Source organism: Geomonas anaerohicana, assembly GCF_016458305.1.
Lineage (GTDB): Bacteria > Desulfobacterota > Desulfuromonadia > Geobacterales > Geobacteraceae > Geomonas > Geomonas anaerohicana.
In genome coordinates, this window is the sequence record NZ_JAEMHL010000001.1 from 786,041 (window position 1) to 811,407 (window position 25,367).

19 protein-coding genes are annotated in these 25,367 nt (G+C 62.3%); 9 read left to right on the forward strand and 10 right to left on the reverse strand.

Annotated features, from left to right (window positions below):
* Nucleotides 1-261: 261 nt before the first annotated feature.
* Nucleotides 262-2,793 carry a hybrid sensor histidine kinase/response regulator gene (locus JFN91_RS22370; RefSeq protein ID WP_328745559.1) on the forward strand — a complete coding sequence of 844 codons (2,532 nt, stop codon included), beginning with the start codon at nucleotides 262-264 and terminating at the stop codon, nucleotides 2,791-2,793.
* A gap of 748 nt (nucleotides 2,794-3,541) precedes the next feature.
* On the forward strand, nucleotides 3,542-3,826 hold the full coding sequence (locus JFN91_RS03245; RefSeq protein WP_328745586.1) for a sugar phosphate isomerase/epimerase family protein: 285 nt from the start codon (nucleotides 3,542-3,544) through the stop codon (nucleotides 3,824-3,826).
* A 2-nt stretch (nucleotides 3,827-3,828) separates the two neighbouring features.
* On the opposite strand, the gene JFN91_RS03250 is transcribed toward JFN91_RS03245, so the two are convergent.
* On the reverse strand, nucleotides 3,829-4,449 hold the full coding sequence (locus JFN91_RS03250; RefSeq protein WP_199387758.1) for a class I SAM-dependent methyltransferase: 621 nt from the start codon (nucleotides 4,447-4,449) through the stop codon (nucleotides 3,829-3,831).
* A 213-nt stretch (nucleotides 4,450-4,662) separates the two neighbouring features.
* Between JFN91_RS03250 and JFN91_RS03255 the strand changes: the two genes are divergently transcribed.
* The gene (locus JFN91_RS03255) at nucleotides 4,663-7,674 is read left to right on the forward strand and encodes a response regulator (RefSeq protein ID WP_199387759.1); all 3,012 of its coding nucleotides are present in this window, start codon (nucleotides 4,663-4,665) and stop codon (nucleotides 7,672-7,674) included.
* An 80-nt stretch (nucleotides 7,675-7,754) separates the two neighbouring features.
* On the opposite strand, the gene JFN91_RS03260 is transcribed toward JFN91_RS03255, so the two are convergent.
* Nucleotides 7,755-8,855, reverse strand: a complete 1,101-nt coding sequence (locus JFN91_RS03260) for an HD domain-containing phosphohydrolase (RefSeq protein ID WP_199387760.1) — start codon at nucleotides 8,853-8,855, stop codon at nucleotides 7,755-7,757.
* A 435-nt stretch (nucleotides 8,856-9,290) separates the two neighbouring features.
* Here JFN91_RS03260 and JFN91_RS03265 point away from each other — a divergent pair, with 435 nt between their 5' ends.
* Nucleotides 9,291-10,256, forward strand: coding sequence for a hypothetical protein (locus JFN91_RS03265; protein ID WP_199387761.1), 966 nt, complete (start codon nucleotides 9,291-9,293; stop codon nucleotides 10,254-10,256).
* Nucleotides 10,257-10,336: 80 nt separating this feature from the next.
* On the opposite strand, the gene JFN91_RS03270 is transcribed toward JFN91_RS03265, so the two are convergent.
* From JFN91_RS03270 to JFN91_RS03290, 5 genes are all read right to left on the reverse strand, one after another.
* Nucleotides 10,337-11,257, reverse strand: coding sequence for an AEC family transporter (locus tag JFN91_RS03270; RefSeq protein ID WP_199387762.1), 921 nt, complete (start codon nucleotides 11,255-11,257; stop codon nucleotides 10,337-10,339).
* A gap of 81 nt (nucleotides 11,258-11,338) precedes the next feature.
* A complete protein-coding gene (locus JFN91_RS03275; RefSeq protein WP_199387763.1) occupies nucleotides 11,339-12,229 on the reverse strand; it encodes a LysR family transcriptional regulator in 891 nt (296 codons plus the stop codon).
* A gap of 32 nt (nucleotides 12,230-12,261) precedes the next feature.
* Complete coding sequence (locus tag JFN91_RS03280) at nucleotides 12,262-12,609, reverse strand: helix-turn-helix domain-containing protein (RefSeq protein WP_236014934.1); 348 nt, start codon at nucleotides 12,607-12,609, stop codon at nucleotides 12,262-12,264.
* Entirely contained in the window at nucleotides 12,593-12,847 is a 255-nt protein-coding gene (locus JFN91_RS03285) for a type II toxin-antitoxin system RelE family toxin (protein WP_199387765.1), read from the reverse strand. The genes JFN91_RS03280 and JFN91_RS03285 overlap by 17 nt, the downstream gene beginning before the upstream one ends.
* Nucleotides 12,848-12,901: 54 nt before the next feature.
* On the reverse strand, nucleotides 12,902-14,062 hold the full coding sequence (locus JFN91_RS03290; RefSeq protein WP_199387766.1) for a PQQ-dependent sugar dehydrogenase: 1,161 nt from the start codon (nucleotides 14,060-14,062) through the stop codon (nucleotides 12,902-12,904).
* 332 nt (nucleotides 14,063-14,394) lie between these two features.
* On the opposite strand from JFN91_RS03290, the gene JFN91_RS03295 reads away from it, so the two are divergent.
* The 3 genes from JFN91_RS03295 to JFN91_RS03305 are packed head-to-tail and all read left to right on the forward strand — an operon-like array spanning nucleotide 14,395 to nucleotide 16,115.
* Complete coding sequence (locus JFN91_RS03295; RefSeq protein ID WP_199387767.1) at nucleotides 14,395-15,417, forward strand: hypothetical protein; 1,023 nt, start codon at nucleotides 14,395-14,397, stop codon at nucleotides 15,415-15,417.
* A 59-nt stretch (nucleotides 15,418-15,476) separates the two neighbouring features.
* On the forward strand, nucleotides 15,477-15,896 hold the full coding sequence (locus JFN91_RS03300) for a low affinity iron permease family protein (protein WP_199387768.1): 420 nt from the start codon (nucleotides 15,477-15,479) through the stop codon (nucleotides 15,894-15,896).
* A 54-nt stretch (nucleotides 15,897-15,950) separates the two neighbouring features.
* On the forward strand, nucleotides 15,951-16,115 hold the full coding sequence (locus JFN91_RS03305) for a hypothetical protein (protein WP_199387769.1): 165 nt from the start codon (nucleotides 15,951-15,953) through the stop codon (nucleotides 16,113-16,115).
* Nucleotides 16,116-16,160: 45 nt separating this feature from the next.
* On the opposite strand, the gene JFN91_RS03310 is transcribed toward JFN91_RS03305, so the two are convergent.
* Complete coding sequence (locus tag JFN91_RS03310) at nucleotides 16,161-19,805, reverse strand: DUF748 domain-containing protein (RefSeq protein WP_199387770.1); 3,645 nt, start codon at nucleotides 19,803-19,805, stop codon at nucleotides 16,161-16,163.
* A gap of 276 nt (nucleotides 19,806-20,081) precedes the next feature.
* Between JFN91_RS03310 and JFN91_RS03315 the strand changes: the two genes are divergently transcribed.
* Together JFN91_RS03315 and JFN91_RS03320 are read left to right on the forward strand one after the other, a co-directional pair.
* Complete coding sequence (locus JFN91_RS03315; RefSeq protein ID WP_199387771.1) at nucleotides 20,082-22,820, forward strand: PAS domain S-box protein; 2,739 nt, start codon at nucleotides 20,082-20,084, stop codon at nucleotides 22,818-22,820.
* 61 nt (nucleotides 22,821-22,881) lie between these two features.
* On the forward strand, nucleotides 22,882-23,619 hold the full coding sequence (locus JFN91_RS03320) for a sulfite exporter TauE/SafE family protein (protein WP_199387772.1): 738 nt from the start codon (nucleotides 22,882-22,884) through the stop codon (nucleotides 23,617-23,619).
* A gap of 61 nt (nucleotides 23,620-23,680) precedes the next feature.
* Here JFN91_RS03320 and ygiD read toward each other — a convergent pair whose 3' ends face one another.
* Together ygiD and JFN91_RS03330 are read right to left on the reverse strand one after the other, a co-directional pair.
* On the reverse strand, nucleotides 23,681-24,460 hold the full coding sequence (gene ygiD, locus JFN91_RS03325) for a 4,5-DOPA-extradiol-dioxygenase (protein WP_199387773.1): 780 nt from the start codon (nucleotides 24,458-24,460) through the stop codon (nucleotides 23,681-23,683).
* 120 nt (nucleotides 24,461-24,580) lie between these two features.
* Nucleotides 24,581-24,955 carry a cupin domain-containing protein gene (locus JFN91_RS03330; RefSeq protein ID WP_199387774.1) on the reverse strand — a complete coding sequence of 125 codons (375 nt, stop codon included), beginning with the start codon at nucleotides 24,953-24,955 and terminating at the stop codon, nucleotides 24,581-24,583.
* Nucleotides 24,956-25,367: the final 412 nt, after the last annotated feature.

Consider the following 25,367-nt stretch of genomic DNA (forward strand, 5'->3'; position numbering starts at 1 on the left):
TGTCTGGTAACATATATACTGCGGCCGTTTCCGAACGGGATCTGATAGATACTCGGAAGAGAGTCGATTTTCTCGAATCTATTTTTTCTGGCAACGGAGTCCCTGATGGCTAAAAGAATCGTACACTGCCTCAGCTTCTGCCTTTGCCTGTTCTTCCTTCTGTGTTTGTCAGTACCCGTCCATGCCTCCGTTGCCAAGAAAGTCCTCGTCCTGCATTCATACGATCCACAGTTCCGAGTGACGGCCGAGGAAACGGAGGGGATGCTGGCCGTGTTCAAGCAGCACTCGGACCTGGTCCAGCTGCAGTTCGAATACCTCGATGCCAAGCAGTACTCAGACCCCGTTTACCTCACCGAGGTTCTCGATGCAGTCTTCGGCCACAAGCTCGCCAGGAAGCGCTTCGACCTGGTCCTCGCCGTCGACAACGACGCCCTCAATTTCGTGGAGCGGCACCGGCGCGACTTTTTCGCCGGCCTCCCCGTCGTTTTCTGCGGCATCAACGACTTCACCCCCGATCTGATAGCCGGCGACTCCGATGTCACCGGCGTCACCGAGCACCCCTCCTTCCAACAGACCGTCGACATCGCGCTGTCGCTGCATCCGGCTGCGCGGGAGCTGGTCTTTATCGGCAGTCCCCAAAACGAGACCGGCAAAAGCGTGCGCAAGGAACTGAAACGTCTCGAGCCGGGGTACGCGTCGCGGGTTCGCTTCACCTTCTGGGACGACATCCCCATCGAGGAGTTGACGGTCAAGTTGCGGGGGCTCCCTGCCGACCGGCCGCTGTTCATCTACAGCTTCGTCAAAGACAAAAGCGGCTTCGCCCTCCTCCCTGACGACAGCATCAAGCGGATCCGCGAAGCCAGCGCCGGGCCCATCTATTCCTTCTGGTCCTTCTTCATCGGCAAGGGGATCGTCGGCGGGGAGCTGGTGAGCAGCAGGGCCCAGGGGGAACTGGGCGCCCAACTGGCGTTGCGCGTGCTCCAGGGGGAAGCGCCGGGCTCCATACCGGTGCAGACCTACCAGGCCAACAAGCTGATCTTCGACTACCAGCAGTTGGAGCGATTCTCCATCAGCCCAAAAAAGCTCCCGCCAAAGAGCACGGTGATCAACAGGCCCCACAACGCATACTCCATCAACAAGCAGGCGTTTTGGATGATACTGGGCTTGCTGCTGCTGTTTGCGACCATCTCGGTGCTGCTGGCCAAGGCCATCATCGGGCGTCGCAGGGCGGAGTCGCGGCAGCTCGAGAGCGAGAACCTGTACAAGACCCTCGTGGAAAACGTCCCGCTGGGAATTTCGCTCATCGACAACGAAAACCGGATCAGGATGATCAACCGCTCCCAAGCCGGGTTGCTGGGGCGTCCGCCGGAATGGTACTTGGGGCGCAGCTGCTACCAGGAATTTGAGGGGCGGGAGGAGAGGTGCCCGCACTGTCCCGGCGTCATTGCCATGGAAACCGGTGCGGTCGCCGTCGCCGAGACGGAAGGGATTCGGGCCGACGGAAGCGTGGTCTCGGTGCGCATCCACGCGGTGCCGCTGACCGGCCTTGCCGGAATTCCTTCCGGCTTCATCGAGGTGGTGGAGGACATCACCGGCGTCAAACAGGCGGAGGCGGAACGGCAAAAGATGGAGCAGCAGCTCTTGCATGCCCAGAAACTGGAAAGCCTGGGAGTACTCGCCGGCGGCATCGCCCACGATTTCAACAACATCCTCACCACCATCATCGGCAACGCCGACCTCGCCCTGATGCGCATACCCTGCGAGGCGGCCGCCGTGGAAAACGTGAAAAGGATCGAGCAGGCGGCGCTCAGGGCGGCGGACCTGGCCCGGCAGATGCTGGCCTACTCCGGCAAGGGAACCTTCGTCATCGAGCCTACCGACCTGAACCGCCTGGTGGAAGAGATGGGGCACATGCTGGATGTCTCGATATCCAAGAAGGCCGTCCTGCGTTACCACCTTTGTCGGCCGTTGCCGCCGGTGGAGGTGGATGCCACCCAGATACGCCAGATCGTCATGAACCTGGTCATCAACGCCTCCGAGGCGATCGGGGATGCCACCGGGGAGATCTCGATCCGTACCGGGACCATGGAGTGCACCAGGGAGTACCTGCTCGACACCTGGCTCACCGATCCTGCGCCGGAGGGGCTCTACGTCTTCCTGGAGGTCTCCGACACGGGCTGCGGCATGGACGGCGAGACCGTCGCGCGCATCTTCGACCCGTTCTTCACGACCAAGTTCACCGGCCGCGGCCTGGGCATGGCGGCGGTACTGGGGATCGTCCGCGGCCACCAGGGTGCCATCAAGGTCTACAGCGAGCCGGGGCGGGGGAGCAACTTCAAGGTGCTGCTGCCGGCCAGCGACCGGCAGCTCGAGCGGGCCGACGACCAAGAGCCCCGTGGGGAGCAGGGGGAGGCCTGGCGCGGCAGCGGTACGGCATTGCTGGTCGACGACGAGGAGACGGTGCGCGGCATCGGCGCCGACATGCTGCGCGAACTGGGATTCGAGGTGCTGACTGCGGCGGACGGTTGCGAGGCGGTGCAGATTTACGCTGCCAGGCAGGATCTCGCGGTGGTCGTTCTTGACCTCACCATGCCGCAGATGGACGGGGAGCAGTGTTTCCGGGAGCTGCGCCGCATCGATCCGCAGGCACGGGTGATCATGTCGAGCGGCTTCAGCGAGTACGAAGTAACCCGGAAGTTCACGGGTAAGGGCGTCGCCGGGTTCATTCAGAAACCGTACAAGCTGTCGGCCCTGCGGGAGGTCTTGCGGAGCTGCCTGGACAGGCCCCAATGAGGGAGTGGCACACGGGTAGAAGAACTATCCGACGTAACGCAACGACGCGAGGTGCATTAACGCTCTAAGGATGGTATAAATCCCTGGTCGATTACAAAACACCAATGTGGCCAGGGTGGAAGGGTGCGAGCGCCAGCGGGTCCGGAAAAGGCTTCCGAAATCATGACTGCCCTGGTGCCGCCGGCACAGTGGGCGGTCTATGCCGAGTTCATCGCCGAGACCGCCAGGCGCGGCATCCCCTTCGCCGTCGGCGGCGGGCTCGCGGTATCCGCCTATTCGGACTGTGTCCGCAACACCAAGGACATGGACATCTACATCATGGAGCGGCACTCCGCGGAGGTGATGGCGATCAGCCGGGAACTCCGCTTCACCGAGTACACCGCCGTCCCCTATGACCGCACCTGGAGCTACCGCAGTTTCCGGGACGGTTACATCCTCGATTTTCTCTGGAAGATGCTCAACGGCAAGGCATTCGTGGACGAGAGCTGGGTGACCCTGGGGTGGGAGCTGAAGGTCCGCGGAACCTCGTTCAGGCTTCTCCCCGTTGAGGAACTGATCTGGTCCAAGCTGTACATCCTCAGGAACGACCGCACCGACTGGCCCGACATCATCAGCCTGCTCTATGCCCGAGGCGCCGAGATGCAGTGGGACCGGCTGCTGGCCAGGGTGGGCGAGGACCGGCTGCTCCTAGGCGGCACAGCTGGCGGAACTGCTCGACCCGCTGCCGGAACTGGGGCTGCACCTGGACATCGGCCACACCGAACTGATGCTGAAAACGAGCAGCGCCGACGAGATCATCGAGCGCTTCGGCTCCCGCCTGCTGCACGTCCACCTGCACGACAACAAGGGAGGGGACGCCGACCTCCACCTCCCGCTCGGCGCCGGGACCATCGACGTGGCGAAGCATCTGGCCACCTTGCAGCGTGCCGGCTATGACGGCACCATCACCCTGGAAGTCTTCACCCCCGACCCGGCTTTCCTGAGGTACAGCGCCGACCGGCTGCGCGCCATGTGGGGCGAGGCAGGCCGGTGACCTCACTCCTTTTCCGCCCAGCCTCGGTAGGTGTACCCCGCCAACTTAGGCACCCCCGCCGCATATCCCGCTTCGAGTGCGGTCACCCTGAAACCTGCCGACGCGATCTGTCGCGGGATAGGGCGGTCGAGGTGACATCCCCCGGCTAGATGTTGCCACCAGGGCGTGATCCGCTCCTGCCAGCGGAGCACACCGGCATCGGGCGCGGCCCCGTGCTCGCAAAAAAGAAGCTTTCCCCCCGGCGCAAGCACGCGCCGCATCTCCGCCAACGCGCCTCTCCAGTCGTTTATGCTGCACAAGGTGAAGGTCAACAGCACCGTGTCGACGCTCGCGTCCTCCAGGGGGATGGTCGCAGCCGGCAGGTCGAGCCAGCGCACCTCCAGCCCGCTGCGCCGAACGTTTTTCTCTGCCGCCTTGCGCATCCCCGGCGACGGCTCCAGTCCCCAGATGCAGCTCACCTGCTCCCGATCGTAAAAGGGAAGGTTCAGGGCCGTCCCCATCCCGACCTCCAGCACCCGCCCTCGCGCCAGCGGTACGATCAGCGCCCGCTGCCGCTGCAGCGCTTTCATGCCGCAGACACAGTTGGTGAGATGAGGCAGACACAACTCGTGGTAGAGGTTCACGACAGTACCTCGCACCATGAAGCGATGGCAGCGCGTGTCGGCACTGACGGCAGTACGACAGCGTGGACTGTATCGGCGCAGAGCATTAATGACATATGGCACCCTGTTCTTCGCATTGTCACATTTGGAGTAGCTTTGATTTCTGCTAAGGTAGATAAAGCGTTTGTCATCATTTTGTCAATGTCGTGTTTTCATTGAACCCGGTGAGGTATGATGCTCCGCCCGTCATTGTTGTCGATCCGCTTTCTGCTACTGCTCATCATCTTCGTGGTCGCCTTGCCCGCGGCCGGCGTCATTTTGTATTCCGGTATCGAGTTCCGCAACGCCATGCTCGAGGAGGCGCGGCAGGAGACCCTGCAACTGAGCGAGAGGATCGCCACCGAGCAGCGTAACCTGGTGGTGGCAGCCGAGCAACTGGTGACCTCGCTGGCACAGCTTCCCGAGGTGAAGGAACGGGACAAGTCCAAGGTGGAACCGATCCTGAGGGATCTGCTCAAGCTGAATCCCATGTACGCCAACATCACCATCGCGGACCGCCGGGGGATGATGTGGGCCAGCGCCGCGCCCATGAAGCAGCGCCTCGACCTCAGCAACAGGCGCTTCTTCAAGAGCGCGATCACCAGCGGCAGGCTCTCCTCGGGTGAGTACATCGTGAGCCGTATCATCACCAAACCCATCTTCAACCTGGGCTACCCGCTGAAGGACCAGGATGGGCGCAGCGCCGGGGTGATCGGGGTCAGCATCAACATCGGCAACTACCAGCACCTGCTGCAGCAGATGAACCTCCCCAGCGGGTTCAGTTTCGTGATCCTGGACCATAAGGGGATCATCCTGGCCCGGGGCATCGACCACGCGCGCTACGTCGGCAAACCCTATCCGGAAAAGCCCTTCCGCAACATCCAGCAGGGGCCGGACACCGGGACCGAAATCCGGCCGGGGTTGCAGGGGGACAACAGGATCATCTCCTACCGCAAGCTGCGGCTGCCGGGGGAGGCCACCCCCTACATGTACGTCACCGCCGGTATACCCACGGAGGTGGCCACGCGGGAAGCCAGCCGCGCGCTGACCCGCAGCATGGTCTTGCTTTCCTCAGTACTGCTCCTGGCCTGCGGCTGCGCCATTTTGATCGGCAAGCGCAGCATTGGAGATCGTATCAGGGTCCTGGAGGATGCCTCGGAAAGGCTGGCCGGCGGAGATGCCGAGGTCAGGGTCTCCGCCCTGGTGGTGGGGGGGGAACTGGGGAGCCTGGCGCTGACTTTCGACGCGATGGCGGAGCAGTTGCGTGCCAGGGAAGAGGCCCTTGCCCGCAGCGAGGCCTTTTTGAACACCATAATCCAGACCGAGCCGGAGTGCGTGAAGCTGCTCGACCGCAACGGCTGCCTGGAGATGATGAACCATGCCGGCCTGGCCATGATCGACGCGGAGTCGCTGGCCCAGGTGCAGGGGGAATGCATGTATCCCCTGGTCACGCCCGAGTACCGGGATGCCTTCATCGAGCTGACCAACAATGTCTTCCGCGGCGCTACGGGTAACCTCGTCTTCGAAGCGGTCGGACTCAAGGGGAGACGGGTGTGGCTGGATACCCATGCCGTCCCCTTCCGCAACGATCACGGCGACATCGTTTCCCTGCTGGGGATCACCAGGGACATCACCGAGCACAGAAAGAGCGAGGAGGAGCGGCGCGAGAATCTGCTGCTGTTCGAATCGCTGATGCGCTACTCCCCGATGGGGATCCGTATCTTCAATGGCGAGTCGGGGCAATGCATCCTGCTGAACCAGGCGACGGCGGAGATCGCCGGGGGGCGGGTGGAGGCGATGCAGGAACAGAATTTCCGTACCCTGCGGTCATGGCAGGAAAGCGGCCTGCTGGAGGTCGCCGAACAGGTGCTCGACGACGGCGTGGCCCGTGTGCGCGACGTGGATCTCACTACCAGCTTCGGCAAACGGGTCGCCATGTCCTACAGCCTGTCCCGACTGCTGATGAAGGACAAGAAGCACCTGCTGGTGGTGGGGCGGGACGTCACCGATGAGCGGCGCCTGGAGCAGGAAAAAACGGAGATGGAAGCCCAGATCCTGCATGTCCAGAAGCTGGAGAGCCTGGGCGTACTGGCGGGGGGGATCGCCCACGACTTCAATAACATCCTGATGGCGATCATGGGCAATGCCGAGCTGGCGCTGCTCAGGCTGCCGCAGGAATCGCCGGTGCGTACCAATCTGCACAACATAGAGAAGTCCTCGCAGCGCGCGGCGGACCTGGCCCAGCAGATGCTCGCCTACTCCGGCAAGGGGCGCTTCGTCATCGAGGTGCTGGACATCAACGCCATCATCAAAGAAATGAGCCACATGCTGGAGGTCTCCATCTCAAAGAAGGCCCAGATGCGCCTGGAACTCGCCGGCGACCTCCCCCCGCTGCAGGTGGACGCGACGCAGATCCGCCAGGTCATCATGAACCTGGTCATCAATGCCTCTGAGGCGATCGGCGACCACAACGGGGTGATCTCGGTCCGGACCGGGGCCAGCGAACTGGAAGGGGCGGCGCTGTCCCGGCTCTGGCTCACCGACCGGCTCCAGGAGGGACTCTACGTCTACTTCGAGGTGGCGGACGACGGCTGCGGCATGGACCAGGATACCCTGGGCAAGATCTTTGATCCCTTCTTCACCACCAAATTCACCGGACGGGGGCTGGGCATGGCTGCCGTATTGGGGATCGTGCGCGGACACCGGGGGACGATCGAAGTGCACAGCGAACCGGGACGTGGCTCCCTGTTCAGGGTATACCTGCCCGCCCATCAGGCGGAGCTCCGGCAGCAGGCGCGACAGGAACAGGGTGTCGTCGCGGCGTGCGGTTCCGGTACGGTGCTGCTGGTCGATGACGAGGAGGCGATCCGCAGCCTCGGTAAAGAGATGCTGGAGAGTCTTGGCTACAGCGTGTTGACCGCCGAGGATGGTGCGGTCGCCATCGAGATTTTCCAGCAGCGCCGGGACGAGGTGGACTGCGTGATCCTTGACCTGACCATGCCCCACATGGACGGCGAGCAGGCCCTGCAGTTGTTGCGCTCACTGGATCCACAGGTACAGGTGATCCTCTCCAGCGGCTACAGCGAGCAGGAAATCACCGAGAGGTTCACCGGCAGGGGGCTGGCCGGGTTCATCCAAAAGCCCTACCGCCTAGCGGACCTGGGGCTGAAGCTGCAGCGCGTCCGGACTATGGCGCGGCGGCAGTAAGCGGTGCGGTTGGTCCGCCGGCGCGCGGGACGGCAACGGTGCACCCGCTCCCGGGACAGGCCGGCCGCGTCCGGTGCAGGCTAACGGATCATGTCGGTGATGCTGGCGATGGGGAGAGTGTCGGCGTGGATGGTCTGCTGGAGTGCGTGGAACTCTTCTATGTGTTTGAAGAATAACTCGAGCAGCTGCGGGTCGAAGGCCTTGCCGGTCTCGTCGGTCATGATCGCCATGCTTTCCTCCAGGCTGAAGGCCCTCTTGTAGACCCTCTCGGTAAGCAGGGCGTCGAAGACGTCCACGATGGAGACCACCCGCGCGAAGATGTGGATCTCGTCACCTTTGAGCCCGTACGGGTAGCCGGTGCCGTCCCATTTTTCGTGGTGTTGCAGCGCGATGACCCTTCCCGCCTCGATCACCGGGTAGTCCCGGGCCCCCGACATGATCTTCCCGCCGATCACCGTGTGCTCCTTCATGGTTGCGAACTCTTCCGGTGCCAGCTTGCCCGGCTTGAGCAGTATCGAGTCCGGGATGCCGATCTTGCCCACGTCGTGCAACAGCGATGCGAAATAGAGGATGTCGCACTGGTCGCCGGGGATGCCGGCCAACTGGCCCAGCCGCTTGGAAAGCTGGCTGATGCACTTCAGGTGCGATCCCGTCTCGTGGTCCCGGAACTCGGCCGCCCGCCCCAGGCGCAGCGAAATCTCGTACTCCGTCTGCATGGCCTTGGCCAGCGCCTGCTGCAGGGCGGCGGTCCTTTTGGCAACTTCCACTTCCAGGACCGCATTGGTGTCCTTGGCGAAATCGGCCAGCCTCTTGTTGCGGATCTGGTTCATGACCCGATGGCGCAGTTCGCACAGGTTGAACGGCTTGCACAGGAAGTCGTTGGCCCCCAACTCCAGTACGTTGGCCCCTTCCTTGCCGTCTGTGGTGACCACGACGACCGGTATGTCGTGCCAATGCACGTCCTGCTTGATCCGGCGCAAGACCTCGCAGCCGTCCAGTACCGGCATGTTGAGGTCCATGACGACCAGGTCCACCTGGGGGTGGGCCGAGATGGCGTCGATCACCTCCTGGCCGTTGCCGGCCTTGATCAGGGTGCACTCGAACTGCTGCAGCATCGTCTCGAGCATGTCGAGGTTGAGGGGATCGTAGTCGGCCAGGATCACCTTCACGTCTTCGAACATCTTCTTCTCCCTGCCTTGCCAGGATGCTGTGCGGGAAATAATTAAGCAGGCTTTCCCACCCATGCACCGTATCGGATGATTTCCATTTCACTTGAATAGGCATGGTGCCGGGCCGGAACGGCAGAGAGATGGTGACTTGGTCGCCGTAGCGATCATGGCTTCGGCTTCGGCTGTTGGAGCTTCGTTGGGGTCAATAGGCACCAATTATGCCCCTAAGCCCCAGAAAGGACGGATAATTTTATTGTCTTGCACCACAATCTGTTTGCCATGGAAATTGATTTTGTATATAAAACGTTACTCACGATGCTTATGGCGGCGGCCTTGTTCACGGTAAGACTGATGGGATCGTGTCGCCGCCGGCGGTGAATCTTCGAGGTGTGTTGCAGTGCTCTTTGAGTACATCATTAAATGAGGAAATGGTTAGGAGGGAGTTTGATGTTCAAGCAAGTCGGGAAAATTTCGGTCGTATTGTCATGTCTGCTTTCCCTGGGGTGCGCGAATCACGTCAAGGTGAACACGATCACGGAAACCCAGGTGGCCCGGGATCTGAAGACCCACACGGTCGACATCGATGCCAATACCGGGTCGCTGGTCACCATGCCGCAGATCAGTGTGCTGGTCCAGGACTCCAAGGCGTTCCGGGTGAAGTCCTACGAGATGAAGACCGATTACGACTTCTCCACCCCCTACCAGGGAGTACGCGAGCTCTACGAAGTTCCGGTCGGCATTGTGCTGCTGCCGGTGGGCGTCGTGGTCAACGTCCTCGATTTCGCCCTGCTCGGCCTGATCCCCAACAGCATCACCGACTCCATCCTGGACACGAGCTTTGCCGGGCTTAACCCCTTCATGAACATCGAGTCCGACACCCGCGTGGAGCGCACCGAGATCAAGTCCGAGAAGAAGCTGCTCGACGAAAAAGACGAATTCGTCAAGTTGCCGCTGGCGAACAAGGAAATTACCGTCAGCTCCGGGGACGGCGCCACCATCCCGGTCCTGCTCGACGACAACGGCAAGGCGGAAATCAGCCTGGTCCGCCTGAGCGCGGTGAGCGACGACATCGAGAAGATCATCATCACCGCGAAGTCCGACGACGTGGTCAGCAAGAAAGACATCGACGTGTCCAGGATGCTGAGAAGCCAGCTGCAGCAGGCAAGCGTCATCACCAAGAAATACGCCAACCTGGTCAAGAAGGATGTCAAAGGGGACGACCTGAAGCAGGTGGACATCGCCGTCTTCGCCGGCGACCTGATGAAGCTGAACAAGCTCGGTTTTGAAGGGGAATCGCTGCGGATCGAGCGGAACGCGATGTCGGTCATGTCCGACGAGCAGAAGACCCTGCTCAAAAAGGAGATCGACAAGCTGCTGAAGACGGACCTGGCCAAGGCACCGGCAGCCGGCTAGCAGGAGAGCTTCCCTCACTGGTTGGGGATGAAAAGCGGGCGCACCCGATACGGGGCGCCCGCTTTTTTTTTACGCGGCTCTCACAGCAGCACCCACATCGTGACCGGGAGGGTGAAGAAGGAGAGGCAGGTCTGTGCGGTGATGATGGAAGCCATGCTGTCGTGGTCGCCACCCATCTGCCGGGAGAGGATGTAGGCTGTCGGCGCAGTAGGGACACTGAAAAGGAGCAGCACCACCCCCGCCGCCTGGCCGGTCAATCCGGTCGCCGCGGCCAACCACCACGCCAGCACCGGTTTGCACAGAAACTGTATGGTGCAACTCACCACGGTAGGTTGCCAGTGCCGCGCCAGGTTGCCGACCCGGTAGGCGGCTCCCACCGCCATGAGCCCCACCGGGAAGGCCGCTTTACCGGCCAGGGCGAGTGTGCCGTCAATGGCGGCGGGGAGTTGCCACCCCGACGCGTTGATGCCGATCCCCACCAGGCAGCCGATGATGAGCGGGTTGCGCGCGAGGTCGGCGCCCAGGCGCTTGAGGTCGAGCCCATCGCCGCTGCCGACGGTCAGGGAGAAGGCGGAAACGCAGAGGACGTTGATGAGGACGATCATGAAGCCCGCACCAAGGGCCGCCAGGAAGAGGCCGTCCTTGCCGAAGAGGCTTTCGGCCAGCGCCAGCGCCACGAAGGTGTTGAAGCGGACGCCTCCCTGGAACAGCGATGTGAAGACGCCCCCTCCCATGCGCCGGTTGGCGGCGCCCCAGAGGATGATCAGGACGGCGCTGGCGGCGACCACACCTTCGACGGTCAGCAGGATGCCGAACCAGGGGAGCGTCCCGATTTTCTTTCCCGCCAGGCTGTGGATGAGGGCGGCGGGCATGAGCAGGAAGTAGGTGAGCCGCTCCGCCGAGGGCCAGAAGGAAGGGGACAGGAATTCGCTACGTCTGATCAGGAAGCCGACCAGGATCAGAGACAGCACGGGGGTGAGGGCATTCACTATGGTGATCAAGCTACTCTCCTTGTGTCTTGCAGTGGAAAGAGAGTAGCACGGGCTCACTTTGCGAAAAAGTTCATTATTCTTGCGTGAGGCTCAAGTATTTCTTAAGTAACCGCACTCGCGGCAGAGCTCGTCCAGCACCAGTTGCGTCAGTGCGAGGCGCGGATGACGGCGCTTCTGGTACATGCCGACCCTCCTCACCAACTGGGGGGAACCGAATGCGGTCAGCGTGAAATGGGCCTGCGCCTCCTCGAGCCGGCGCCGGTTCAGCGGCATGACGGCGATCCCCAATCCCTCTTCCACCAGGCTCAGCGCGGCCTCCAGGGAATCGAACTCCATGACCTCGCGCGGGCGGATCCCCTGCGCCAGCAACTGCCTGTCCACCAGGGCACCTGCCCAGGCCGTCTTGTCGAAGCGCACGAAGGGGTAAGCCTGGAAGAGCTCGGCAACCGTGGCGGTTTCGCTCCCCTTGGGGGCGACCACGAAGAAAGGCTCCTCGTCGTAAGGGTGCCACTGGAACTGCGCGGGGACGGCAAACGGCGGCTCGGTGGTGAGGGCCGCGTCGAGGTCGCCCCCCTGTACCTGTCGCACCAGCTCCGCCGACAGGCTGGAGACCAGCCGCACCTGCATCTCCTGGTGCTCCTTGCGCAGGCGGCCGAGGACCGGGGGGAGCGCGCCGGTGATCACGGTGGGGACGGCGCCGAGGGTGAGCACGCCCCGGATGGCCGCCGATGGCGACAGCTCGGTCTTGATGCCGTCGTAGAGTTCGAGGATCTCGCGAGCCCGTTCCACGACCAGCTTCCCGTTCAGGTTCAGTTTGGTGCCGCGGCCGATGCGCTCGAAAAGCCGCACGCCCAGTTCTTCTTCCAGGTTCTTTATCTGCAGGCTGATGGCGGATTGGGTCAGGCAGAGTTGCTCCGCCGCCGCTGTGAAACTTCCTTTGCTGGCGATGGCGGTGAGAATGCGCAGGCTGCGTAGGGACATCTAAAGGCTCCGAAGTAGTGAGTATATGTTGTTCAGAGGTGCAGTTGTTCGATGGTTATTCCCAGTGCGGCGGCTATTTTTCTAAGAGTCGCCATGCGCGGACGTGCAGTGGGGTGTTCGAACTTAGCGACGGCTGCTTGTGAAACACTCAGTCGTTTGGCAAGGTCATCCTGGGTTAATCCAAGTTCTTCCCGCCATGCCCTAATCAGGGACATGTCGTGTAGAACATGGGCTTCGACAACGGATTGGGGTATCCCGGTTGCCTGAGCTTTCCTCGCTTTTAGCATTGGCCGGATTCTCTGGAACTCTGCCCAGGGAACCAGGACGTATGCCGGTTGTCCCGCGTGTTCTATGATTTGATATTCAGTATGTTCGTTCATCACGCTTCTTTATCTCCTCGATGCTGATGAGATTTGCCTCCTCCTGTACTACCAGAAGCAGGCGCCAATCGCCCACCCGAAAGCGATGAGTGTATCGATGGTCCACCATTGCTTTTATGTTGGGACAGGCAGGAAAGTCTGCGAGAGTCCGCGTCGCCATGAGGATGCGCTGCTGGACGGACCGGTCGCCGAGCTTTCTGAGTTGCTTGACCGCCTTTGACTGCCACACGATCTCCATGCCATTATAACCTAATATAACTCTTTGGACAACGAGTCGTCTGCAGTGCCATCATCATGGGACGACGATGCGGTAGATGGTGCCGCTGCCGTAGTCGGCGAGATAGAGTTCGCCATCCTCGTCTTCCCCGAAGGTGGAAATGGCGTAGGGCGTGTCGACCAGCAGCTTGACCTGCCACGTGCCGCCGACCCTGCGCAGCCCCCAGATGCGGCCGCTGCAGAAATCCCCGTACAGGTAGGTGCCGTGCAACGCCTCTGACTTGCCCCGGTAGACGTAACCGCCGGTGACCGAGCAGTCACCCTTGCCGTGGCGGTAGACCGCGACGGGGAGGGTGAGACCGGACTGCTTGCAGTCGGGTTTTTTGAAGCAGCGGTCCCCTTCCATGATGTTCCAGCCGTAGTTGGCGCCGGCCCCGGAACCGGCGGGCTGGAAGTCGATCTCCTCCACCTCGTCCTGGCCGACGTCGGCGATATAGAGGTCACCGGTGCCGCGATCGAAGGAAAAACGCCAGGGATTGCGCAGGCCTAAGGCCCAGATCTCGTTGCCGAAGGGGTTTTTCGGCAGCCGGTAGCGGGACGGGTCCGATGTCACATCTATGCGCAGGATCTTGCCCAGCAGGGTGTCGAGCCGCTGCCCGTTGCCGTGCGGGTCGCCGCCGCTGCCGCCGTCACCCATCCCGATGTAGAGCAGCCCGTCTGGGCCGAAGGCGAGTTGGCCGCCGTTATGGTTGGCATAGGGCTGGACGATGGTGAGCAGTTGTTTCCGGCTGGCCGGGTCGGCGCGGTCCGGCCTGTCGCCCACCTTGAAGCTGGCGATGACCGTGTTGCCGATGCCGGTCCTGTCGGTGTAGTCGACGTAGAAGGTTTTGCTGGAGGCGAAGTCGGGTGGGAAGGCGAGGCCGAGCAGTCCCCGCTCGCCCCCGGACTTCACCAGCGCGGTTATGTCCAGGAAGGGAACTGGATCGAGCGCGCCGTTACGGATGATCCTGATCCTGCCCGGTTGCTCGAGCACGAAGAGCCGTTTGCTGCCGTCTCTGGCGCTGACGATGGATGTGGGCTGTTTGAGCCCCCTGACTACCGGCGTCAGCGCGAGCTTGGCGGGGAAACCCGCGCTTGCCGGCGCCGCGGCATGGGCGCCGCCGGTGCTGACAGCAAGGCAGAGGGAAACGGCAATGGCATGGAGCGCGGTTGGCAGCCAGGATCTCTTGCAACGCATAGACACCTCCCCGGGCGGGTTCTCAAGCTGCAGCGGATGAACGCGGCAAGTATATCCGGCGCGGGGGCGATGTCCACGCAGGCAGAAGCTGGCAAGGATGCTGTCATCTGCTTGGATTGTTTGGGGACCGTGCCGTTATCCTATCTCCCCCTCCCTTGACGGGAGGGGGAACCAAAAGCAGTTCTTCTACAAACCCTTACCATGGCGGGCGGGGATGGTCTGGCGAGGGTTCACATATTTACATTGATAGTAATTAACGGCGCGTGCTATGCTGCGCCTGCCGGAGGCAAGCTGGCTCGTGATGTGCCAAGCGGTCGATAACAGGAGGGATTATGAACAGGTGGATGGTCAACGTTGTCCTGGCGCTCATGCTCTCGCTCGCCTTGTCTCTTCCTGCAGGCGCAGTGACGGCGTGGTGGCTTGAGCCGGGGATAATGGTCGAGGCGGACGAGGCGGTCACTCCTGCCGCTACGACCGGGCAACCGCTCGCCGTTACCAGCGCCAACAACTCGCTCAGCACCGCCCGTGCCTTAAAGGTCGGGGGCGCGCCGGTGGACGGTGTCATCGTGGCGGGAATGAAAAGCTGGTTCGCAGTCGCGGCCGAAGACGGCCCGGGTTACATCCGCATCGGATCGGCCGGGCCGCTACTGGTCGAGGATGCCGTCGAACTACCCGGTAAGGAAGCAGCGGCTCCAGGCCCGTGGTCGCGCAAGAGTGTCGCACCTCAACACGGGGCCAGGCTGATAGAAACCTCCATGATCTCCATTACCGACCTCGCCCGCATCCGAAAGGCTCGGCGCGGGTTGATCCGGCTCAGCACCGAGAGCACCACGCCGGTCGCATACCGGATCTCCTTCGTTGCCGAGCTTCCGGAGAGCCGGATCGGGTCCGCTTACGGCCCGGGGAGCGCCGCCAACCAGTACCTCCTGGCCCTTGCCAACGGCGGCCCCTTGACCGACCTGTACCGCACCACCCGCATCCGTTACAGCAGGGAAGGTGCCATGGCGCTTCGGGAACAGCTGTTCGGCAAAGGCGATGCCGCCTCCCAGTTTTTCCGGGTGCACCAAAAGGATCCTGCCCTCGACCCCAATGTCAGCGACGGGCTCCCTCTCCAGCACATCATTCTTTCGGATGACCTGGGCCGGCACTGGGCCTTCCTGATCACCTGTGAGCAGCGCGACGGGCTGTGGGTGGTGGTCGACGCCCGCAAGGACCCGGGGCTAAGCGATGCAGAGGTGGCGGCCATCGTCCGCCGCGACCAGGAGGCAAGCGGCAATTTCAGGAGCGGTGAGGTAGCCAGGGGGAGCGGGGCTGCCGCCAAACCACTGTCGGCAGGGAAGGCAAAGAGCAAATAAAGCGGGCACCGCGAGAGGGGCTTGCGGCTCGCCCGACACACGAATCAACAGGAGGAGTAATGGAACAGCACATGTCACGTTTCAGCCGCTTCGCCACCTGGGCTTCCCATACCTCGGGACACCCCTCCTCCTTCATATTCGCCCTGGCGATCATCGTGGTCTGGGCGGTCACCGGACCGTTGTTCAAGTTCAGCGACACCTGGCAACTGGTCATCAATACCGGCACCACCATCATCACCTTCTTGATGGTCTTCGTGATCCAGAACACCCAGAACCGCGACTCCGCGGCCACTCAGCTCAAGTTGGACGAGATCATCCGGTCGCTGGACGGGGCGAACAACGCACTCCTGAACATGGAAGAGCTGGACGAGAAGGATCTCGAGGTGATCCGGGAAAGCTACCTGAAGCTGGCTGAGGACGCGCGCGCCAACCTGCGCAAGGGAAGAAAACAAAAACATGCGAGTCCCCCCGCGGTTTAAGGCAGCATGTGCCGGCGGCGGATGGACTGATTACTTATTGGCAGGGAGGGGGTTATGTCGACACCACTAATTGCTCTGGCGGCGATCCTGGCGTTCTTCGCCGTCGTCATCATTCCGTTCATGTTCATGAAAAGCGGTCAGCAGCCGACCGTCGAGCCGCAGCACGACCATGGTGACCATGCGAAGAAGGCTGCCCGGAAGAAGAAAAAGAGACGGTAATGCGCCGGTGCAAGGGGACAGGCACCTGGCGGAGCCAGTCCCCCGTTATTTCGCGATGGCGTTGAATTCCACGCGGCTGCGGCTCGCGGTCTCCTTTTCGGGCGCCTTGTAGATGTTGTCGCTTGCCTGGAACAGTTTTTCCGGCGGCAGCCCTCCCTTGGCAACCAGGTACTTGATCACGGTGGCGCTGCGCTCCCGCGCCAGCGACTGCAATTCGTTCTCGCCGACCACCGTGTTGGCGACGATCAGTTTCTTCATCTCGTTGTCGGGCAGGTCCTTCACCATTCCCAGCGCGTTGCGCGGCTTCGGGAACTTCTCCTTCTTGTAGACGGCCTTCAGGAACTTCGAATATTCCTCTGCGGTGAGCTGAACGTTTTCGCTGCTGTCGCCTTCCCTGGTCTGCTGCTCCTTGACCAGGTGGAGGAACTTCTCGTTCTTCACCTTGCGCGTCAAAAGTTCCTGCCGATAACCCTCCGGATCTTTCCCCTTGTCCACGAATCCCTTGATCTCCACCTTGAGCCCCGGACGGTCCGCAAGCACTTTGGCCAACTGGGTCAGCTTCTTTTCCTCGTCGGCCGGCAGATCGCTGGAGCCGGGTTGGAAATTGATGACGCTGAAATCCTGGCCGCTGCCGCCCAGCGAGGAGAGCAGGGCGAAGGGGGAGGTGGCGGCCTTCACCAGCAGGTTCTTCAGCACCTGTCCGATCAGGCCCCAGATGCTGAACTGGGGATCATCGGTGCGGCCGGTCACCGGGAGGTCGAGGTGGATCTCCCCGTTGCGGTCCTTGAGCAGGGCGACGGCAAGCCTCACCGGAAGACTGGTGGCCTGGCTGCTCTCCACCTTCTTGCCGAAGGTGAACTGGTCGATGAAGACCTTGTTTTCCGAGGTGAGCTGTTTTCTCTCGATGAGGTACTTGAGATCGAGGAACAGCTTTCCCTTGTCGATGGCGTAGCCGAGGTAGGTGCCGGAGTAGGGGGTGACCGGGGAAAGTTCGATGTCGCGGAACGAAATCTTTAGGTCTACGAAGAGGTCGTCGCGCAGCGGGTTGAGTCTGCCGGTGATCTGCATCGGCGAGTGGTTCTCCAGGTTGCCGCGCAGGTCGACGTCCGCGAACTTCGACTCCTCGGAGGTCAGCCCGCTCACCCGCCCACCCAGGTTGTAGAAGGTGCTGTTGAAGGTCTGGGGCAGATGGTTGTCGGTGAAGGCCAGGGTCCCGTTCTGGATGGTGACGCTGCCGACGGAGACCTGCCGCTGTGGTGCCGGTGGCGATGCGGGTGACGGTGCGGCGCTAACCGTGGCAACCGTCGCAACCGCAGCAGTTGTGACGACTGGCGCGGGTTTCGTCCCTGCTGGTGCGGAAGCCTGGACCCTCGCCGGGAGGGTGGCCGGCTCCTTCTTCACCAGGTCCTGCAGGTTCAGGGTCCCATCCCTCCTGATGATGATGCGCGAGTAGACGTCGTTCAGTGCCACTTCGCGGATGGTGAGCGAGAACGGGTCGAGGTCGCCCTGGAATTCGTCGAACTGCAGGCTCTCCCACTTGAGGAGGTCCTGTTCTGCCACGGCGTCGATGCTGTGGAAGTCGCGCACCCCGGCGTTGCCCCGGAAGCTCCCCTTTGCCTTGCCGTCCTTCAGGGCGAGATCGAGGTTCATGTTGGTGTCCAGCGCCCCCCCTATCACCGAGAAGTTGAAGGTGTCAGGGAAGTAGGGCTCGAAGTCGGCGATGGGGAGCCGGGATACGGCGACGCTCCCGCGGTAGCGGAACGGAGCCGGGGTGACCGTGCCGTTCAGCTTAAGCGCCGCCCCCTTGCCGTAGGTGGTGGAGAAGCGCAGGGGCGCCGGGGCGAACTTCGGACCCTGCAGGTTGGCAAGGGTCAGGTTCGTGTTGCGCAGGGTGAAGCGCGGCGGCTCTTCGAAGGTCTTGTCGGTGAAGGCGAAGTTCAGTTTTTCCAGTTGGATCTGCTTCAGGTGGTACGAGAAAGGCTTGACGGTTCGGGGAGGGGGCGCTTCGCCCCTTCGCGCTGCAGCGTGGGGAGAGCCTGCCCCGCTGCGCGGTGCGGCCGGTTGGTCGATGATCAACGACAGCAGCGATAATTTCCCGTCGGCCTCCTTGGAGAGGGAGAGGGAGCCCCGGGACAGGCGGATGTCGCCGATCTCCATGCGGTTTTCGATCTGACGGAAGGCGGCGTCGTTCACCTGCAGCAAGGCGAGGTCGAAACCCTCTTTCTGGCCGTAGCGGGCGGCAAGACCTGCGACCGAGAGGTTGCCATTCTGGACCGTCACCCCGGTGGGCTCGCTGTAGCTCACCTCGCCGGCCAGTGCCACCGTGCCCTGCACCGGCGCGGTCAGGTAAGAAGTCAAGTACGGCCAGGCGCGCTGGAGCTTCAGCCCCGAAAGTTGGATGGCGGAGGTGACGGCAAGGGGAGTGGTGGAGAATTTCCCTTCCGTTTTCAGCGTTGTCCCCTCGTCCGGCTTCAGCGAGAGCTGGTAGTTCGCCGCGGTCCCTGCCGCAGTGCTGACGTTATTCGCCGTGAGATCGATGTCCGAGATAGTGGTCCTGAAGCCCCCTTTGGGGAGATCGTCCCGGAAGTGGATGGTCGCCTTGCTGCAGGAGAAGGTGGAAACCAGGAGATTCGTCTGCTGCTCGGCCTCGGCCGGTTTCTTGGGCGCCTCCTCTTTCTTGCCCGCGGGAACGAGCCGGGAGTGCATCCACTCCCCCCGCTGGTTGCGGTCAACGAAGAGCTCCAGACCGCTGGCGTTGATGGACTGGAACTGGAAGTTTCTGGCCAGCGCCTCAAGTTGGGTTGCCTTCACCTCCAGCGAGGGGAGGCGGAGCAGCGGCTTCCCTCCGGGTAGATCCACCGCCACGGTATCCAACCGGGTCAGTCCTTTCAGGGTCAACTCCGGCTTTTTGTCGGCGGAGATGCGGTAGGCGAGGTCGAGGTCGGCGGTCAGGTTACCCGAGGTAAGGTCGGCCGGTGGCTTGACCGGGTAGTAGGCCACGTATTGGGGGAGGCTTAGTTGCTTCAGCCCGATGTGCACCGAGGTTTCCAGCGACTTGCTGAGCGGCTTAAGCTTGCCGGCGAAGCTGAAGGGGGCGCCGTCGACCACCGCCGAGATACGCGGGTCGATGTATTTCTCCGCCAGGTAGGGGCTGTTGCTGATGAACGGCAGCGCGATGTCCAAGCCGCGGATGCTGTGTTTCCGTCCCCCGCCGACCATGCGGTCATCGAAATCGATCGACCCGTTTTTCAAACGGATGTTGTTGAGGGAAAAACGCAGCGGTGTTTTCTTCTCGTTCTCCTTTTCCTTGGGTTGCCGCTCGATGATGTCGCTGAAGTTGAACCGGTTGGGGGCGGTACGGACCAGGTTGACGGCCGGGGTGTCCAGGGTGATCTCCGAGAGGATCAAGGCCCTCTTGAAGATGGATGCCGGCGCGACTGAGGCCTCCAGGGTTTTGAAGGCGACCAGGGGCGGACCGGTCTTCTCGGCCAGAGTGAAGTCCCTGACGGCGACGTGCAGCGTGAGCGGGTTGATGCTGACCGAGCCGATGCGCGTAGTGCGACCGGTGGCGTCGTCGATCGCCGCTACAGCCTTGTTTTTTACGATGATAGGCAACACGGCCGCAGTAAAAAGAATGAGGGCGGCAAGTATTGCGGTGGAAATGAGAAGATATCTGTTGCGCCTTGACAAGGGAAACCTCGATTAGCCTGAGTGTCGTTTCACATACTATAACTTAGCACGTTTGTGACAAAGCGCACGCAGCATCAGTGGACAGGACGCTGTAGCCCTGAGCTTGCGCACAGAGCGAAGCAGGCACAAATAAAGAATATTCACCATATAAAACATTGCCAAGTTCGAATAAAAAGGTGGCAATCCATATCTAGTGGGCTAGAATCGTATTCCAACTGTCTCAAAGTCAAAGTACATGTAGATCCGGTTGATTCGAGTTCTGGTTAGAGGTAGAAAATGCCTTGGATAATCATTGCCGCTATAGCGACTGCCAGTTCGGTGACGATACTGTCGCTTGTTAATGTCTACCTCTACTCCCGCTACAAAGAGCCCTTCATGAAACTGTGGGCGCTCGCCTGGGGGATTCACGTCTGCCGCTACCTTTTTCTCATCTTCTCGGTACTCTGGCCTTCCAGTCTGATCTTCAAGGAAATCAACTACCTCTGCATCGTCGCCAGTGCGGTGATCCTCCTGGCCGGCACCAGGAATTTCATCGGCCGCCCTCTCGCGCACGGGTTCACCGTCACCGGCACGGCCATAGCGCTTTGGACCATCGGCATCCTGTCAACCGGGTTGCCGGTCATGTACGCCATCGTTCCCATCTTCGCCTTCCTCGCCTTTACCTACATCCGCATCGGCATCGAGGTGCTGAAACAGGCCGCGCCAGGTGAGGTGGCCGGCCGCGTGGTGGGCTGGCTCTTCATCGTCTGGGGTCTCCACCAGGCCGACTACCCGTTGCTGCGTCCCATAGCATGGTTCGCGCCCTGGGGCTTTCTCTTCGGCAGCATCGTTGCCACCAGCATCGCCATCGGCATGATCCTCATCTACTTCGAGAGAATGCAACGGGGGTTGCAGGAAAAGGAGACCCGTCACCTGAACCTGATCGAGTCGTCGCACAACTGGATCTGGGAGGTAGACGCCAACGCCCGTTATACCTTCGCGAGCCCCCAGGTAAAGGAGCTGCTCGGCTATGCGCCGGAGGAGGTGATCGGGAAGACCCCTTTCGACCTGATGCCGGACGGGGAGGCCGACCGCATCGGCGCCATCTTCGCCGGGATCAGCTCCCGGCGCGACCCCTTTCACCGGCTGGAGAACACCAATCGCCACAAGGATGGCCGCCTGGTGGTGCTGGAGACCAGCGGCGTACCGTACTACGACGGGCAGGGGAGCTTCCTTGGCTATCGCGGCATGGACCAGGACATAACCGAGCGCAAGCAGGCGGAGACGCGCCGGGAGGTGAGCCGGGAGGTGCTGCAGGTCCTGAACGAACCGGGAGACCTGAAGCAGTCGGTGCAACGAGTCATCGAACTGCTCAAGGTGAAGCTGGACCTTGCCGCGGTGGGGATTCGCCTGCAGGAGGGGGAGGACTACCCGTACTGGTCCCAGTCCGGATTCCCGCAGGCGATGCTCGATCAGGAAAATACCCTGGTGGAGCGCTCCGCGCAGGGCGGGATCTGCAGGGACCAGGACGGCAAGGTCCGCCTGGAGTGCACCTGCGGCCTGGTCATTTCCGGGAGGGTGCCGCAGGGGCACCCCAACGTCACCCCGGGGGGAAGCTTCTGGACCAACGATTCCTTTCAGCTGCTGGATCTCCCCCGGGACCAGGATCCGCGCCACAACCCGCGCAACGTCTGTATGCACCGCAACTACGCCTCCATCGCTCTGGTCCCGATCCGCTACAAGGACAAGATCGTCGGCCTGATCCAGTGCAACGATCATCGCAAGGAACGCTTCAGTCCTGAGTCGTTGCAGCACCTGGAAGGGATCGCGGCGTACGTCGGCGCGGCGCTGATGCGCAAGTGGTCCGAGGAGGAGCGGATCACCCTGGAGACCCAGCTGCAACAGGCCCAGCGGATGGAATCGATAGGGCGGCTGGCGGGGGGCGTCGCGCACGACTTCAATAACATGCTGGGGGTCATCATCGGACATGCCGGGCTGGCGCTGATGGACACCGCCCCGGCGGAGCCGATCCAGGTTCACCTGCAGGAGATCAGCAAGGCCGCCGAGCGCTCAGCCGATCTTACCCGGCAGCTGCTCGCCTTTGCCCGCAAGCAGGCCATCAAGCCCCAGGTGCTGGACCTGAACGAGACCATAAGTGGCATGTTGAAGATGCTGCAGCGGCTGATCGGCGAGGAGATCCATCTCTGCTGGCAGCCCGGGAGCAGGATCTGGCCGGTAAAGATGGACCGGTCCCAGATCGACCAGATCATGGCCAACCTCTGCGTCAATGCCCGCGATGCCATCGTCAACGTCGGCAACGTCACCATCAAGACCGGCACCGTCGGCATCGATGACGGTTACCGCTCGCAGCACCCCCAGGCGGAGCCGGGGGAGTATGTGTGGATCTCGGTCACCGATGACGGGGAGGGGATGGACAAGGAAACGCTGGGGCATATTTTCGAGCCCTTCTTCACCACCAAGGGCGTCGGCGCCGGGACCGGGCTTGGCCTTGCCACCATCTACGGCATCGTTACCCAGAACAACGGCTTCATCGATGTCGCCAGCGAACCCGGGCAAGGCGCGACCTTCACCATCCATATCCCGAGGTACTGCGGTGCCGACGCGGCCGGCGCGCTGCAGCATCAGGTGCCCGAACCGCCGCGCGGCCGGGAAACCATCCTGCTGGTGGAGGATGAACCGGCCATACTGCAGATGACGACCATGCTCCTGGAGAGCCTGGGGTACGTGGTGCTGACGGCGGGGTCCCCGAGCGAGGCGATCGGCATGGCGGAGCAGCGGCCGGGGGGGATCGACCTGCTGATGACGGACGTGGTCATGCCTGAGATGAACGGCCGTCAACTGGCCGGCGCGCTGGGGACCGGCCACCCGCGCCTGAAGTGCCTGTTCATGTCCGGTTATACCGCCGACATCATCGCCCACCACGGGGTCATCGACGACGGGCTGTACTTCATCCAGAAGCCGTTCTCGCTTCCGGTACTGGCGGTGAAGCTGCGCGAGGTGCTGGAGCAGGTTTGACGGGAAGGCCCGGATCTGTGCTGGTGCGGGCTGTCTTGTGGACGCGAGAGTCGGGGGGGGGATGGAGTTCGCGATAGTACTGCCGGTTGCTTTTCTCGCTTCGCTGCTCAGTGCCATGAGCGGCGCGGGTTCCGCCATGCTCACCACGCCGGTGTGGCTGGCGCTCGGTTTCCCGCTGCCGGTGGCGATCGCTTCCAACCAGCTGAACGGGGCGGCCTGGACGCTCCTCGCCGCCCGCAACTACCTCAAGGGGCGCCGGGTCGACTGGGGGCTCATCGGGGTGATGATCCTGTGCGGCCTAGCCGGTGCCTACGTCGGGACCATGATCGTGCGGGGCGTCGACCCCCGCCTGCTGCAGCGCGTCATCGGCACCATCATCCTGTCACTGGTGGTCGTGGTGGCGCTGAACCCTTCCCTGGGACGCGAGGAGCGCGAGCCCGCGCTCTCCCGTGCCGTCACCGCGCTGCTCGCCTTTCCCCTGGGCGTCTACGAATCCTTCTTCGGCTCCGGCAACGGGCTCTTCACCTCGCTGCTCCTTGCCAAGGGGCGCGGCCAGACCCTGGTCGTCTCGCTGGGGTGCTATTACCAGATCGCCTTCTTTTGGAACTGTTTCGCCGTCGCCATCTACAGCAGTGCGGGTCTCGCCGATGCCCGGCTCATGCTCCCTTCGACCGTCGGCTCGGTGGCGGGCGCCTACCTTGGGTCCAGGATCGGGCGGCACAAGGGACACGACTGGGTGCGCGGGCTCTTCGTGCTCCTGGGTGGCATCCTGGGGCTCAAGCTGGTGCTTGGGCGGTAAGTGGGCGGTAAGTGGGCGGTAAGTGGGGAGTCGGTGGGGAGTCGGTGGGGAGTCGGTGGGGCTAGCCTACCTGTACCGCCAGCATGGAGATGGAGCCGCCGTCGACGCCCTGCACCGGGAAGGTGACCTGCTCCCCCACCTGCCTGGTCGCCAGTACGTACAGGAGCGGCAGGTAATGGTCCGGCGTGGGGATGGAGAGCCTGGCGTCCTCCCCTAGCGTGTCGTACGCCACCAGGGGCGCGTGGTCCCCTGCCAGCATCAACTCCCTCGCCCTCGCTTCGAAGCGCACGGCCCAGTCATAAGGCTCGGCAAGGTGTCTCCCCCAGGCATACGTGTGCAGGTTGTGCACGAGGTTGCCGCTCCCCACGATGAGGATCCCCTCCTCGCGCAGCGGGGTGAGCTTTTCGCCCAGGTCGTAGTGGAACTGCGCCGGCTGCGTCTCGTCGATGCTCAACTGCAGCACCGGAATGTCGGCGTCCGGAAAGAGGTGGCATAACACGGCCCAGGTGCCGTGGTCCAGCCCCCAGCTGTCGTCTCCCTGCACCGCCATGGGCGCGAGCATGCGCTGCAGTTGCCGGGCGAGTTCCGGAGCACCGGGGGCGGGATACTGCATCTGGTAGAGCTCCGGTGGGAACCCTCCGAAGTCGTGAATGGTGCGGGGGCTCTCGTTGACGGTGACCGCTGTGCCGGGGCGGTACCAGTGGGCGGAAACGCAGACGATGGCCTCCGGGCGCGGGATGTTGCGCCCCAGGCTACGCCACCCTTGGGTGTAGTCGTTGCTGGCCAGCGCATTCATCGGGTTGCCATGTCCCAAAAAGAGGGCGGGCATTCTTGACGGCATGTCAGGCTCCTTTCCTTGTGAGATATCCGACAGTTATACTGCCCCCCGCGCTCGGGTGCAACCGCCGTACAAAAATGGGGCGCCTGACGGCGGCGCCCCATCTACCTTTGCCGGCACCGCTCAGGCCGCCTTGGCGTAATCGATCATCCCCTGGAAATCCACTACCACGGCCGGTTCATCTCCGACTACCCAGGCATCGTGTCCCATCGGTAACAGTGAGACGTCGCCCGGGCCGCAATCGAACTCGCTGCCGTCGTCCATCACCACGTGGAGCCTCCCGGAGACGTGGTACTGGAAGTGCGGGGCTTCACAGCTCTTGGTGTGCACCAACGGCTGCACCGACGTCGACCAGCGCCAGCCGGGGAGGAAGGTCGCTCTGCCCACCAGCGCCCCGCCGATCATGATCAGCTCTACCTTGCCCTTAGGGAACTCCCTCACTTCGTAGGGAGTCGCGAAGTTTCTTACCTCCGCTTTGTCACTCGATATGACTCTCATAGCGCTCTCCTCAAGACGCGTTCGTTTGCTCATGAGTCATTGTAGTACTGTCATTGCCCCCCGGTCAAACTCCCCGGGACACCTTGCGTTGGCCGCTGATCCGATGCTCGCTCTGCGTCCTGTAATGCTTTTCGAAATCCTTCCTTCCAAACCACTCACCTCGCCAGCTAAATCCCTGTCACTACAAGAGGTATAGCCGCAGGTTATAACGATAACCTGAGGTTATGGCCCGTGCTAACCGGCCGAAAAGACAACCGCTTTCCTAATGAGCCATGGGGCCCCCATAACCTGCGGTTATCGTTCGCTGTCGTTGTCAATTAAGGCCGTGCGGCTAAAGTTATCATTAATTCGACACCTTGGCCTGTTGCACCGGTATTGGCATCACTCGTGCTCAGTGGAGGAGGTTCGCATG